General features: G+C 33.5%; 10 protein-coding genes. 1 reads left to right on the forward strand and 9 read right to left on the reverse strand.

Translation table 11 applies throughout. The features are described from left to right. The first annotated feature begins 305 nt into the window (after nucleotides 1-305). Complete coding sequence (locus AK212_RS05485; protein ID WP_053029609.1) at nucleotides 306-1,667, forward strand: amino acid permease; 1,362 nt, start codon at nucleotides 306-308, stop codon at nucleotides 1,665-1,667. Nucleotides 1,668-1,780: 113 nt separating this feature from the next. Here the strand turns inward: AK212_RS05485 and AK212_RS05490 are convergent, their stop codons facing one another. The 9 genes from AK212_RS05490 to AK212_RS05530 form a co-directional block, all read right to left on the reverse strand. Further along, nucleotides 1,781-2,758, reverse strand: a complete 978-nt coding sequence (locus AK212_RS05490; RefSeq protein ID WP_053029610.1) for a tRNA dihydrouridine synthase — start codon at nucleotides 2,756-2,758, stop codon at nucleotides 1,781-1,783. 328 nt (nucleotides 2,759-3,086) lie between these two features. Continuing rightward, nucleotides 3,087-4,847 carry a pyruvate kinase gene (gene pyk / locus AK212_RS05495; RefSeq protein WP_053029611.1) on the reverse strand — a complete coding sequence of 587 codons (1,761 nt, stop codon included), beginning with the start codon at nucleotides 4,845-4,847 and terminating at the stop codon, nucleotides 3,087-3,089. An 18-nt stretch (nucleotides 4,848-4,865) separates the two neighbouring features. Beyond that, nucleotides 4,866-5,834 carry a 6-phosphofructokinase gene (gene pfkA, locus AK212_RS05500; RefSeq protein ID WP_053029612.1) on the reverse strand — a complete coding sequence of 323 codons (969 nt, stop codon included), beginning with the start codon at nucleotides 5,832-5,834 and terminating at the stop codon, nucleotides 4,866-4,868. Nucleotides 5,835-6,117: 283 nt separating this feature from the next. Next, a complete protein-coding gene (locus AK212_RS05505; RefSeq protein WP_053029613.1) occupies nucleotides 6,118-7,065 on the reverse strand; it encodes an acetyl-CoA carboxylase carboxyltransferase subunit alpha in 948 nt (315 codons plus the stop codon). After that, nucleotides 7,058-7,924, reverse strand: a complete 867-nt coding sequence (accD, locus tag AK212_RS05510) for an acetyl-CoA carboxylase, carboxyltransferase subunit beta (RefSeq protein WP_053029614.1) — start codon at nucleotides 7,922-7,924, stop codon at nucleotides 7,058-7,060. The genes AK212_RS05505 and accD overlap by 8 nt, the downstream gene beginning before the upstream one ends. Nucleotides 7,925-8,081: 157 nt before the next feature. Beyond that, entirely contained in the window at nucleotides 8,082-9,311 is a 1,230-nt protein-coding gene (gene ystJ, locus AK212_RS05515) for an NADP-dependent malic enzyme (protein ID WP_053029615.1), read from the reverse strand. A 157-nt stretch (nucleotides 9,312-9,468) separates the two neighbouring features. Next, nucleotides 9,469-12,672 (reverse strand): DNA polymerase III subunit alpha, encoded by a 3,204-nt coding sequence (locus AK212_RS05520; RefSeq protein ID WP_053029616.1) that lies wholly within the window; start codon nucleotides 12,670-12,672, stop codon nucleotides 9,469-9,471. Nucleotides 12,673-12,693: 21 nt separating this feature from the next. Continuing rightward, entirely contained in the window at nucleotides 12,694-13,632 is a 939-nt protein-coding gene (locus tag AK212_RS05525) for a DHH family phosphoesterase (RefSeq protein ID WP_053029617.1), read from the reverse strand. Nucleotides 13,633-13,667: 35 nt separating this feature from the next. Continuing rightward, entirely contained in the window at nucleotides 13,668-14,972 is a 1,305-nt protein-coding gene (locus tag AK212_RS05530) for a DRTGG domain-containing protein (RefSeq protein ID WP_053029618.1), read from the reverse strand. Nucleotides 14,973-15,067 lie beyond the last annotated feature (95 nt).

Below are 15,067 nucleotides of genomic sequence, written 5' to 3' on the forward strand. Positions count from 1 at the left end.
ATCATTATAGCCAAACAAATAACTTTTGTGAACGATTATATATCGCTCAATAAATGGTATTTAACTTTAATTTAATAGACTTATTTTTACTCAAATACCCAATAAACGCCATTATATAAGCATTCAATCCAATTCAAATTATGTAATTAATGAGAAAATATTGAAAATTTCATTTTTATTATCAAGCTTGATTACAATTATTTAATCAAAATTTAAAGGAATTTTTAGAAAATATTAGAAAAATAATTGTCGAATTGAACATATAGGTGCATAATAATATTAATTAAATGTAAGGGAGTTGTCTTATGGCTGAAGAAAAATTACAAAGAGGATTGAGTAATCGTCATGTGCAATTGATTGCTATTGGCGGCGCTATTGGTACTGGGTTATTCTTGGGAGCAGGTCAAACCATAGCAATGACTGGTCCATCTATTCTATTAACTTATATTATTATAGGTTTCATGTTGTTCATGTTTATGAGAGGCTTAGGTGAGATTATTATTCAAAATACTCGCTTCAAATCTTTTGCCGACGTGACAAATGAATACATAGGACCGTTTGCTGGTTTCGTTACTGGTTGGACATATTGGTTATGTTGGATTATAACAGGTATGGCAGAAGTTACAGCGGTTGCTAAGTACGTTAGTTTCTGGTTCCCTGCAATTCCTAACTGGATCAGTGCACTATTTTGTGTACTTATATTAATGCTATTTAATTTACTAAGTGCTAAATTATTTGGCGAATTAGAATTCTGGTTCGCTATTATCAAAATCATAACAATTATTGCTTTAATTGTTGTAGGTTTAGTGATGATTTTAATTGCTTATAAAACACAATTTGGACATGCTAGTTTCACAAATTTATATAAACATGGCATATTTACTAATGGTGCATCTGGTTTCTTTATGTCATTCCAAATGGCGTTATTCTCATTCGTAGGTATCGAAATGATTGGTGTTACTGCCGGTGAAACTAAAGACCCAGAAAAAACAATTCCAAAAGCGATTAATGCTGTACCTTTAAGAATTTTAGTATTCTATGTGGGTGCATTAGCAGTTATCATGTCTATTATCCCTTGGGATAAAGTTGATCCTAATGAGAGTCCATTTGTTAGATTATTCTCATTAATAGGTATTCCTTTCGCTGCTGGATTAATCAACTTTGTAGTACTTACTGCGGCAGCTTCATCTTGTAATAGTGGTATATTCTCAAATAGCCGTATGCTATTCGGATTATCTGAACAAGACCAAGCACCACCAATCTTTAGAAGTACAAATAAAAATGGTGTTCCTCATTTTGCTATCATTGGTTCATCAGCATTATTATTAGTTACAGCGTTATTAAACTATATATTCCCTGACGCTACATTAGTGTTTACGTATGTAACTACTATTTCGACTGTATTATTTATTATCGTATGGGCATTAATTATTATTGCTTATATTAATTATCACAGAAAAAATCCAGAGTTACATAAAACTGTATCTTATAAACTTCCTGGTGGTAAATACATGGGTTATGCGATTTTAGTATTCTTCTTCTTAGTATTTTGTTTATTATTTGTAAATGAAACAACTAGAAATGCTATCTTCCTAACTCCTATATGGTTTGTACTATTAGGTTTAATGTACTTAAGATATAGACAAGTTGCAAAACGTACTAAATAGTTGAAACATTGAATACGACGTAAAAAGGCCAGTAGATGAATTGTTATCAATTCATCTACTGGCCTTTTATTGTTATCACTACTGTTGAGATAGTATCTATGTCGTCTCGAAGATCAATCTATAGTTTCTTTAATATTAGCTTCGAATTCATCCAATAGCGCACGTGCTTCATCAACAGACTCTGTACTCATTAATTGATGACGTAATTGGCTAGCACCTTTAATACCTTTTACGTAAATCTTGAAAAATCTTCGTAAACTTTTGAATTGTTGGCTTTCATCATTACTATATTTTTCAAACAATGTTAAATGTAATCTAAATAAATCCAATAATTCTTTACTTGAGTGTTCACGAGGTTCTTTTTCAAAAGCAAAAGGATTATTAAAAATCCCTCTACCAATCATAACGCCATCTACACCATATTTGGTCGCAAGTTCTAGTCCAGTTTGTCTATCAGGAATGTCACCATTAATCGTTAGTAACGTATTTGGGGCAATCTCATCTCTTAACGCTTTAATCGCTTCAATTAACTCCCAATGAGCATCTACTTTACTCATTTCTTTACGCGTTCTGAGATGGATTGATAAGTTTGCAATGTCTTGTTCAAAGACATGCTTTAACCAATCTCTCCACTCATCGATATCGTAATATCCTAGACGTGTTTTTACACTTACTGGTAAGCCTCCTGCTTTTGTTGCTTGAATAATTGCTGCCGCAGTTTCTGGTCTTAGTATTAAACCAGACCCCTTTCCTTTCTTAGCCACATTAGCAACAGGACATCCCATATTTAAATCTATACCTTTAAATCCCATGTCCGCTAAACCAAAGCTCATCTCTCTAAATTGCTCTGGTTTATCTCCCCATATATGGGCTACCATTGGCTGTTCATCTTCACTAAAAGTCAACCTTCCACGTACACTATGGATCCCTTCTGGATGACAAAAACTTTCAGTGTTAGTGAATTCAGTGAAAAAAACATCAGGCCTTGCAGCTTCACTTACAACGTGACGAAAAACAATATCAGTTACATCCTCCATTGGTGCCAAAATAAAAAAAGGACGTGGTAATTCACTCCAAAAATTTTCTTTCATAATTATTAAACCTTCTTATATTAATATCTCTAATTTTATCCATGCTATATTACCATAAAAAATAAACTTATTCAAAATGAGTTTCTCTAAGTTTCCTAAACTTCTAAGCAAAAACAGAACGGGAGTGGCACAGTGTTCACTGTCTCACTCCCGTATCGAAGACTAAAATGTTGAAAAACATCTTTCGCAAAAATATTCCAATTCTAGTCAACTACTGTGGTTTAGCAATGTAGCATAAATAATATATTTTATATTGTACACTTTAACTAATCATAATGATTCTTTAAGCGTCTCATACACTACGCAATTGTGCTTTTATCATCAAAGATTAAAGAACATTTGCATACCCTTCAAAGATTTTACCTTGGGCTGCATCGACGGTTACTAAGATACCATCTTTTAATTCTTTAGTCGCATTTTCAACACCAATAATTGTTGGAATACCTTTTTCAAGACCAATAATTGCACTTGGTGAAGTGATACCATTTTCTTCTGTGATTAAGCCAACCGCTTGTTCAATGTAAGGTACTAATGTTTCATCTACAGAGTTTGTTACAATAATTGACTCACTTAAATCTACACCTTCTAAATCGTTTGCACTGTTTGCAACTATTGTTTTACCAACAACAGATCCACGACCTACACCTTGCCCTTTAGCAATTTCATCGCCAACTAAATGTAATTTCATCATGTTAGTTGTACCTTTTTCACCAGTAGGTACACCAGCAGTGATAATGATTAAGTCACCATTTGTAACGCGACCCGTTTCGACTGCAGTTGCAACTGCATTATTTAATAAGTCATCTGTAGTTTTACGTCCTTTTTTAATGACAGGATATGCACCCCAAACTAAAGCTAATTGACGCGCAGTATGTTCACTTGGTGTAACTGCAATAATATCTGAATGAGGACGATATTTTGAAATTGTTACAGCTGTAGAACCACTTTCAGTTGCCGCAACAATCGCTTTAACATTTAAGTTTAATGCAGTATGTGCAACTGATACACCAATAGCGTTAACTAATGAAGTTTCTACTAATTTAGTACGGTCTGATAATAATTTTTTGTAATCTTGAGCAGCTTCAGCAGAAACAGCAATATTTCTCATTGTTTTAACAGCTTCTTCAGGATATAAACCTGCAGCAGTTTCACCTGAAAGCATCACAGCGTCAGTACCATCATAGATCGCGTTGGCAACGTCACTTGCTTCTGCTCTAGTTGCACGTGGATTACGTTGCATTGAATCTAACATTTGTGTTGCAGTAATAACTGGTTTACCTAATTTATTACATTTTCTAATTAAATCTTTTTGTACGATTGGTACTGATTCAGGCGGTATTTCAACACCCATATCACCACGAGCTACCATTAAACCGTCAGATACTTCTAATATTTCTTCGATATTATCAATACCTTCTTGGTTTTCAATTTTAGGGAAAATAGTAATGTTATGATTATTTTCTCTTTCTAAAATTTCACGAATATCTAAAACATCACTAGGACGACGTACAAAGCTAGCTGCGATATAATCAACATCTTCTTTGATACCAAATAAGATATCGTCAGCATCTTTATCAGTAATACCAGGTAAATTAACTTTTACGCCAGGTAAGTTAACACCTTTTTTATTTTTTAATTCACCAGTGTTTAAGATATCACATTTAACTTCGCCTTTAGTTTTATCGATGTCTTTAACTTGTAATTCAACTAAACCATCATCAAGTAAGATGTATGACCCTACTTGTACATCATTAATTAAGTCTTCATAAGTTACTGAGAATTTTTCAGGTGTACCTTCAACTTGTGACATACTTACGATTACTTCTTTGCCTTTTTCAAGCATAATTAAGCCATCTTTCATGTCATGAGTACGAATTTCAGGTCCTTTTGTATCTAATAAGATACCGATTGTTTTACCTAATCTATCTGCTACTTTACGAATCGTATCAATACGTGCTTTATGTTCTTCATGACTACCATGAGAGAAGTTCAAACGCGCTACGTTCATACCAGCTTTCATTAATTTTTCTAACATTTCTTCAGACTCTGATGCAGGTCCAATTGTACATACAATTTTAGTCTTTCTCATTTTAAAAAGCCTCCTAAATTAAATAGATAACTCTTTCGCTAATTCATAAATATCTGTATTAAATTTATGGTCGTTGCCATTGAAGATTTCATCAAATGGTGTAGCAGTCAATTTATTATTCATGATACCAACACCTTGTCCAGAACGACCTTGCATTAATAGGTCAACAGCATAACCACCTAAACGTGATGCTAATACTCTATCGGCACCTGATGGGCTACCGCCACGTTGAATGTGACCTAATACAGATACACGTGCATCAACATTAATATATTTCATCAATTGATCCGCACATTCTTGACCACTCATACTTCCTTCAGCTACCATCACGATTGAGTGTTTCTTACCACGCTTGATACCACTTTCTATCTTTTCAGCGATATCTTTAATGTCTGTATTCGCTTCTGGAACTAATATTGTTTCAGCACCTACTGATAATCCAGCCCAAAGTGCTAAATCACCACAATCACGACCCATAACTTCAACAACAAATGTTCTTGCATGACTTGAAGCAGTATCTCTGATCTTATCAACACTATCAATAATCGTATTTAATGCTGTGTCAAATCCAATAGTGAAGTCAGTACCATTAATATCATTATCAATTGTACCTGGGATACCAATTGTCTTAATATCTTTAGTTTCTTCACTAATACGTTGGGCACCTCGGTAACTACCGTCTCCTCCGACAACTACGAGTCCTTCAATACCACGTTTGTGTAAATTCTCTATACCTTTTTGTCTTACACTTGCCTCTTTAAATTGAGGACATCTTGCAGAGTAAAGGAAAGTACCTCCACGTTGAATTGTATCCCCTACTGAACCCAATTCTAATTTATGAATATTATCATCTAGCAATCCTTGATAACCTTGATAAATTCCATAAACTTCAATGTTGTTATAAATCGCCTTACGTACAACTGCTCTTACAGCAGCATTCATGCCTGGTGAATCTCCACCACTAGTTAAAACCGCAATTTTCTTCATGACGACATTCCCTTTCCTAACTAGATTTCTCTTTAATAATAAATTACCACAATTTTTTTTAGTGTTCCATCAATATAGGTGTATAAAATTGATGTAAACGTTTTATAAAGAAAATTTATAATGATACAGAAAAAAGGTGGGACAAAATTCTATACGAATTTTTCGTCCCACCCGCTTAAGAATGACAAGAACATTATAGATTATATAAGTTCTTTCATTGCTCAGTGAATTGATGTAAATTGATATTTAAATTTGAAAGTTATTATAGTCATTAATTCCTTTATTAATTTTCAATAAAAGAACCAATATTTCTAAATTTCGTAAATCTATTTTCAACGAGTTCATCACTACTTAATGATTGCAATTGTTCTAATTGATTAATGAAGGCCTTTTTAATTTCAACCGCTTGTTGCTCTACATTATTATGTGCACCACCTAATGGTTCATCAATAACGCTGTCTATCACTTTTAAATGATATAAATCTTTTGCAGTGATCTTCATCGTTTCGGCAGCCATTTTAGCTAATGAACTATCTTTCCATAATAGTGCTGCGGCCCCTTCTGGAGAAATAACAGAATAGGTACTATTTTCAAGCATCATAATTCTATTTGCAATGCCAATGCCGAGTGCGCCACCACTACCACCTTCACCGATGACAATTGCTATAACAGGTACTTTTAATGAAGCCATCTCTACTAAATTTCTAGCAATAGATTCACTTTGCCCTCGCTCTTCAGCAGCTTTACCTGGATAGGCACCTTTAGTATCTATAAATGTGAAGATAGGTCTATTAAATTTCTCAGCTTGTTTCATTAATCTTAAGGCTTTACGATATCCTTCAGGATGAGCCATCCCAAAGTTACGATAAATATTATCCTTAGTATCTTTACCTCGTTGTTGGCCTATTACTGTGACAGGTGTTCCATTCAAATAGCCAATCCCACCTATCATCGCAGGGTCGTCTCTAAAATTACGGTCACCATGTAATTCAATAAATGAATCAAAAATATACGGGATATAATCTAATGTTGTAGGTCTTTCTTGAAGACGTGCAATTTGTACTCTATCCCATGGCTTGAGATTGGTATATATTTTTTTAGTTTCTCTTTCAAGTGATGCCTCAAGTAAATCAATTTCATCCTGTAAATCGACATCATTTTTTTCTTGAGATTGTTTAAGTGATTCAATTTTATTTTTTATTTCAAAAAGTGGTTTTTCAAAATCAAGCATCTTTTTTCACCTCTTGGTGCATTTTTAATAACTGGGCAAGTGTATCTTTCATTTCTTTACGATGAACAACTTTATCTAATTGTCCATGTTCAAGTAGAAACTCTGCAGTTTGGAAATCATCTGGAAGTTTCTCATTTATAGTTTGTTCAATGACACGTCGACCAGCAAATCCTATTAATGCTTTAGGCTCACTTAAATTGATGTCACCAACAGAAGCAAAGCTTGCAGAAACACCACCAGTTGTTGGATGCGTTAGATATGAAATATAAAGTAATCCCGCATCTGAATGTCGTTTTAAGGAAACACTCGTTTTACCCATTTGCATTAACGAAATAATCCCCTCTTGCATTCTTGCACCACCACTTGCAGAAAATAAAATAAACGGTAGTCTATGTTCTGTAGCGTAATCTATAATTCGACATATTTTTTCACCAACAACGGATCCCATACTTCCCATTCTAAATCTAGCATCCATAACTGCAACAGCAAATTCAATACCCTCTAATTTGGCAGTACCAGTCACAACTGCCTCACTTAAATCTGTTTTTTGTTGATCTTTTTCAATTTTCTCTTGGTAACCAGGGAAGTCTAATGGATTAGCTGATGTCATACCTTTATCGAATTCAACGAAACTATTCTCATCAGTAATTGCTTCAATTCTCTTATATGCAGGCAATGCAATATGATGATCACAGTTAAAGCATACATTCAGATTTTCATTTAATTCTTTTGTATACATTATTTTTTTACATTTAGGACATTTTGTCATAATGCCTGCTGGTACTTCATTTTGTTTTGAGTCTTGGACTGTTAAATATTTTCGCTTTTTACTACTGCGATTAAAAAAGTCTTTAAACATTCTTAAACCTCCACCTAACCATACAACATTAATTGTTTACATTCTGAAATAATAATATCGAACATAAAATATGAGCGAGACATTATGGATACGTTATATCATAATGTCTCAATTATACATGTCTATGTTTCTATATAAAAATTGTTGCCCTTCTAGGTTATTTCAAATCTGTTAATTGCATTGTTTTATCATAAACCGCTTGTGGATCAACCTCTATTCTTGCTACACCTGTTTCCATAGCCGCTTTAGCGACTTCTCGTGCAACTGAAGGTGCCACTCTTTTATCGAAAGGCCCTGGAATACAATAATCTGGGTTGAGTTCATCAGCTTCTATTAAGTTCGCAATTGCTTCAACTGCTGCTTTTTTCATATCTTCATTGATATGTGTTGATTCAGTATCTAAGGCGCCTCTAAAAATACCCGGGAATGCCAATACATTATTAATCTGATTTGGGAAATCTGAGCGCCCTGTACCTACAACTTTAGCACCCGCTTCTTTTGCATCATTTGGTTTAATTTCTGGATCAGGGTTGGCCATTGCAAATATAATTGCGTCATCAGCCATTGATTTAACCATGTCTTTAGATAGTAAGTTAGCAACTGAAACACCTATAAATACATCAGCATCTTTGATTACATCATTTAATGATCCTTCAATCTTATCTTTGTTAGTGAATTTAGCAACATAATCTTTAGTATCATTCATACCATACGAACGACCTTCGAAAATGGCACCTCTTGAATCGCACATGATCATGTTTCTAACACCATAAGAATCTAACAATTTAACTATTGCAATGCCTGCTGCACCTGCGCCATTTAACACAACTTTGATATCGGATAAGTCTTTATCTACAATTCTTAACGCATTGATTAAACCTGCCATCGTCACAATTGCTGTACCATGTTGATCATCATGAAATACTGGAATGTTTGTTTCTTTTTTAAGACGATCCTCTATTTCAAAACATCTAGGTGCTGAAATATCTTCTAAATTGATACCGCCGTAGTTTGGTGAAATTAATTTTACAGTTCTAATAATTTCTTCAGGGTCTTTCGTATCTAAAGCGATAGGTACACCGTTAATTCCGGCAAAGCTTTTAAATAGAACAGCTTTACCTTCCATAACTGGAATACTCGCTGATGCGCCTATATTACCTAAACCTAGTACCGCGGTACCATCAGTAACGACCGCTACGGTATTTCTTTTAATTGTGTAATCGTATACCGTTCTTGGATCTTCATGGATTTCTTTACATGGCTCTGCTACACCTGGTGAGTAGGCTAAACTTAACTCTTCTTTATTAGTAACTTTAATATTAGGTGTTATTTCCAACTTACCTTGGTTTTCTTTGTGCATTTGTAATGCATCATCTCTTAAAGACATTAAATCAACCCCTATTTATTTGCTAATATACCGACAATTTAATCAGTATAATGAATTTATATACGCTTTATTTATAATTTTTTAACATAAAATAAACTGATGACTTTATTTTATAAATCATCAGTTTACTATATCATAATTTTTTTAGACATAAAAGTTATAAAATTCTTATATCACTCGGTTCAAACCCTTTAATAAAGTTTGTAATCGTATCTGGTGTTTTAGTCAAACTTCCCAAATAATCAAGTTCACCAGTCTGTTCGTTATATAAATTGACATGAATCATTTGGCCATTAGGTTCTGCATTGAGTTGCTGTTTTATAGCTTCTATGTGTTGAATGTTTCTTAAAACTATCTGTGCGGCTTCTTTAATTTTTGTTGATTCAAAATGCTCAACAGAATCTATTTGATTTATAATGAGTTGCAATTGTTGGTTCCTCTTCTCAAATTTCCCCCACACAATATACATTTCCTTCTCGTTTAATTGTGTTTCATAACGTTTGAATTTATCGGGAAACAGAACTGCATCCATAACATGACGGCCATCATTTAGAACTAAAAACGCCATATTTTGACCATTTTTTGTTCTTATCTGTTTAATTTGATCCACTTGAATTAATATCGGTTTGTTGTTTAGGACATTACTTAGTGTATAGATCCCTAAATATTGCTTTTGTTTGAATTGCTTTTCGACTGGATGATTAGAGATATAAAAACCTAGATATTCCATTTCATAATTACTAATCATTTGATCACTAAATTCTTCTTTGTCAGTGTAAGATTGCTTTGGTGTTAACATGTCCAACAATAAATTATTTTGTTCTACATCTGATACTTCATCTAACACTTGATCAATGGCACCTACTAATGTTGCACGTGTCTTTCCAAATGAATCAAAAGCACCTACTAGTATTAATGATTCAAGTAATCTTTTAGTTTTAATGCGATTCGGTATGCGTCTAGCAAAGTCAAAGAAATCTTTATATTTACCATTTTCATACCTTTCATCTACAATTGATTTCACGCTTTGATAACCAACACCTTTAATGGCACCTAAAGATAGATAAATATTGGATTGAGTAGCCTTATAATACCAATGACTTTCATTAATATTAGGTGGTAAAATTTTTAAATGTTGATTTTTAGCTTCGTCAATGATAGCAGCGGTTTTAGCTTCATTTCCAACTACATTACTTAAGATATTTGCATAAAAATAATTAGGATAATGTACTTTTAAATATGCCATAATGTAAGCAATTTTAGAATAGCTTACTGCATGTGCTCTAGGGAACCCATAATCAGCAAATTTGAGTATTAAGTCAAAGATTTGTTTACTTATTGTTTTATCATAATTATTTTTCATCGCACCTTCGATAAAGTGTTGTCTTTCACTTTCTAAGACAGCTCTATTTTTTTTACTCATTGCACGGCGTAATATATCTGCCTGACCATAACTAAAGCTCGCAAACTTACTTGCTATTTGCATAATTTGTTCTTGATAGATGATAACGCCATACGTATTTTTAAGTATAGGAGCTAAATCAGGATGTAAATAGTTAATTTCACTTTCGTTATGTCTTCGTGAAATATATGTAGGAATTTCTTCCATAGGCCCTGGTCGATAAAGCGAAGTAACTGCAACGATATCTTCAAAATGTTCAGGTTGTAATCTTTTCAAAACTTTTCTTACGCCATCTGATTCAAGTTGGAAAATACCAGTTGTATCGCCTCTAGACAACAGTTTAAACACATCGTCATCATCAAATGGTATAGATTCAATCTCAATAGAGATATTTAAATCTTTTTTCACTTGAGTCACAATTTGATGAATAATAGATAAATTTCTCAATCCTAAAAAGTCAATTTTAAGTAAACCAATGCGCTCTGCTTCTGTCATCGTCCATTGCGTTAGTAAACCTGTGTCTCCTAATGTCAACGGTGCATAGTCATATAATGGTTGATCATTTATAATAATACCTGCTGCATGCGTAGAAGTATGTCTGGGTAATCCTTCTAATTTTTTACTTAATTCAAACCATTTCTCATGTCTATGATTTCTATGTACAAACTGTTTAAATCGCTCATCTTCATATGCCTTGTCTAATGTTATTCCAAGTTGATGAGGGATTAATTTAGAAATCTCATTTAATGTCGTATCATCAAAGCCAATAATACGGCCCACATCTCTTGCAACTGCTCTAGCTAATAGATGCCCAAAGGTTACGATGCCTGAGACACGATGGTGTCCATATTTGTCTTGTACATATTGGATGACCTTGTCTCTCCTTGTATCTTCAAAATCAATATCAATATCTGGCATTGTCACACGTTCTGGATTTAGAAATCGCTCAAATAGTAGGTTGAATTTAATAGGATCGATGGTTGTGATACCTAACAAATAGCTTACTAGCGATCCCGCTGAAGAACCACGTCCAGGTCCAACCATTACATCATGTGTTTTAGCATAATGAATTAAATCACTTACAATCAAGAAGTAGTCTTCAAAGCCCATTTCCGTAATCACCTGATATTCATGATTCAACCTTTGTATATAACGTTCATCTTGATGTAATCCAAACTTCTGTAAACGCGATTGTAATTGAGACCATAAATACTGTTTAGAGGAATCACCTGATGGCGCATCAAATTTAGGTAGTAAATTTTGATGATATTCTATATTGGCATTACACATATTGGCCAATTCGAGTGTATTATCCCACACTTCTGTCGATACATTTAATGACGCTATCTCATCTTGATTCGGAAAATGTTCTCCCATGCTTTCAGTTTCATGAACTAAATCTAATTTAGAGTTGTTTTTAATCGCCTCAAGCGCAGGTATGGTTTCTACATCTTCTTCATTCAAATAACGCGCATTTTCAAGCCATACTATTTTTAATTGGTTATAAAAAGTTATATCACTTGAATGATTAATATATACGTAGTCGTGATCACTGAATTGCTCAATAATGGCATAATGTGATTGATCTGCTTGTTTAAAAATAATTGCCAAATTGCTTGCATAGCGTTTTAACCAATCAATAGAGATGACATCTTTTTGTTTCATCTTTATTGCAGAAGAGAGTTGGTACAGTGACTTTAGGCCATCATTATTCATCGCCAAAATCACAGTTTCTATTGTATATAAACCATCCGTTACGTGTACGGTCATTCCAAAAATTGGTTTAATATTGGCTTTTATACAAGCATCATAAAATTTAGGGAAGCCATATAAAACATTAGTGTCAGTAATTGCTAACGAATCATAGTGGTTATGTTGTGCTTTTTTGACTACATCATTAATTCTCAAACTAGAATTCAATAAATCGTAGGTTGTATGAAGATTTAAGTGTGCAACCATTGATGACTTCCTTTCTAAATTTTATAATTTTTGGCGTAATGCTTGCGCTAAGTCTTCAAATTCGTCCCAACTGTATACAGATACTCCGGACGCATTAGGGTGTCCTCCACCACCAAATTGATTAGCGATATCATTAATAGTAATCCCTTTTGAGCGAATGCGGCATCTAATTTGATCCCCTTCGTCTACACCAAACATCCATATTTTCAAACCGCTAATATCTGCTACAGTATTTACAAATTGAGATGCTTCGTTGGGTTGGATATTAAATTGTTTTAATATATCATTTGTAATTCGAATTTGACAATATTCATGGGAATCTGAAAGCTCAAAATGCTGCAAAATATATCCTTGAAACGGCATTAATTTAGGATCTTTTTCTGACATCTTATTTAACTCAGCATTATGATTAAATGGAAATGCTAATAATTGACTAGCGACTTCCATCGTGTGCGTCGATGTATTACTGAATAAGAAACGTCCAGTATCACCCACTATACCTAGATATAATACACGTGCGACATGTTCATCGATAATGCTAAGATCATTAAAATGAGTAATAAAATCAAATATAATTTCACTTGTTGATGATGCTTCTGTATTAACATAATTGATTTCCCCATATTGATCGATTGCCGGATGATGATCGATTTTAATTAATGCTTGTCCGTTAGCGTATCTTTGATCATCAATACGAGGCGCATTAGCTGTATCACAGACAATGACGAGTGCATCGTTGTATACATTATCTTCGACTGTATCTAACTCTCCTATAAATGATAAAGATGGCTCTCCTTCACCAGTTGCGTATATATTTTTTTCAGGAAACTTACGTTCAAGATACAACTTTAATCCAAGTTGAGAACCGTAAGCATCTGGATCGGGTCTTACGTGTCTATGAATAATAATTGTATTCGCTTCTTTTATTTTGTTCATAATCTCATTAAAAATTTCTACCATTGTAAAATCTCCTTCTAAAAATATTTCTTTTAAAATTAATTATTTTGCATATCTTCGAACATCTGACAAATAATCATTGCATTCGCTACTTTATCATTACCGCTTAACATCGTGACTTCTAATTTAGCAAAATTACGTCCAACATCAAGCATATCGTATTCTACGCTTATAGATGCTTCGATAGGCACTGTTTTAATATAAATAATGTTTAAACTTTCAATCATTACATCGACTTTTTTATATTTACGTAATTGGTGTTTAATTGTCTCTTCAATAATTGCAACGAAGACGGCTTTACTGAGTGTACCGTACTGATTAGTCAATAATGGAGATACTTCCACTGAAATAGCATTTTGGGCAATTGTGATATGTTTTGCTATCTGATCATTAATGGTCTCACCGATTTGGGGTTGTCTGCCAATCAGTTGCATTGCTTTCAAAACATCATCTCTCGTAATGACACCTATCGCTTTTTTATTTTGTGTTACTGGTAATATTTCAATACCTTCCCAAATCATAATATGTGCGCAACTCGCTACTGTTGTGTTTAATTCCACATTGATGGGACGTTTAGTCATCACCTTAGCAATCGTATCATCGGCATTCATTTGTATAACTTCTTTACTCGTGACGATACCAACTAATCTCCAATCCTTATCTACAACAGGAAATCTAGAATGTCCAGTTACTTTTGCACGTGATTTATAATCTTTTATTCCCATCTCATCAAAAACAACTGTCATATCATTAATCGGCTTTACGATATCTTCTACGATTAGAATTTCTTTTCGAATCATTTGGTTATACATCGCTCTATTAATAATATTTGCTACTAGAAATGTATCATAATTTGAAGATAGGATTGGTAAATCATGTTTATTGGCATAATCAATAATCTTTTGAGTGGTTTTAAAACCGCCTGTTATCAGTACGCCACTCCCTCTTTTTAAAGCTTCTAATTGAACATCTGGTCTATTCCCAACAATTAAAAGTGTATGATGACTTAAATACTTAACGACATCTTTAAGTTCCATAGCGCCAATCGCAAATTTAGAAACACTTTTCGATAATCCATTTTTACCACCGATGATATCGCCATCAATTATTTTTAATATTTCTTTGAACGTCAAATTTTCAATTTCTTCTCGGTTCTTTTTATCAATACGTACTGTACCAACTCTATCTATGGTAGTTACTAATCCGAGTTGACCTGCATCTTTAATAGCTCTATATGCTGTCCCCTCTGATACCTTCATTACTTTGGCAACTTTCCTGACAGAAATTTTTTGGCCAACATTTAATGATTCTATGTATGCTATGATTTGTTCATGTTTAGTCATTGAAATACCTCTTTATAATGTACAGTGTTGTATTTATTATAACTTTTTAAACCAAAAAAATCGATTTAGAAAATGCAAATTTATCCGTCTTAAAT

Origin of the sequence: Staphylococcus borealis (assembly GCF_001224225.1) — a bacterium.
Lineage (GTDB): Bacteria > Bacillota > Bacilli > Staphylococcales > Staphylococcaceae > Staphylococcus > Staphylococcus borealis.

Coding starts and splice junctions, on each gene's coding strand:
- AK212_RS05520 (WP_053029616.1), bottom strand. CDS start 12,672: ATGGTTGCACACTTAAATCTTCATACAACCTACGATTTATTGAATTCT.
- AK212_RS05525 (WP_053029617.1), bottom strand. CDS start 13,632: ATGGTAGAAATTTTTAATGAGATTATGAACAAAATAAAAGAAGCGAAT.
- AK212_RS05485 (WP_053029609.1), top strand. CDS start 306: ATGGCTGAAGAAAAATTACAAAGAGGATTGAGTAATCGTCATGTGCAA.
- AK212_RS05530 (WP_053029618.1), bottom strand. CDS start 14,972: ATGACTAAACATGAACAAATCATAGCATACATAGAATCATTAAATGTT.
- pfkA (WP_053029612.1), bottom strand. CDS start 5,834: ATGAAGAAAATTGCGGTTTTAACTAGTGGTGGAGATTCACCAGGCATG.
- pyk (WP_053029611.1), bottom strand. CDS start 4,847: ATGAGAAAGACTAAAATTGTATGTACAATTGGACCTGCATCAGAGTCT.
- AK212_RS05505 (WP_053029613.1), bottom strand. CDS start 7,065: ATGCTTGATTTTGAAAAACCACTTTTTGAAATAAAAAATAAAATTGAA.
- accD (WP_053029614.1), bottom strand. CDS start 7,924: ATGTTTAAAGACTTTTTTAATCGCAGTAGTAAAAAGCGAAAATATTTA.
- AK212_RS05490 (WP_053029610.1), bottom strand. CDS start 2,758: ATGAAAGAAAATTTTTGGAGTGAATTACCACGTCCTTTTTTTATTTTG.
- ystJ (WP_053029615.1), bottom strand. CDS start 9,311: ATGTCTTTAAGAGATGATGCATTACAAATGCACAAAGAAAACCAAGGT.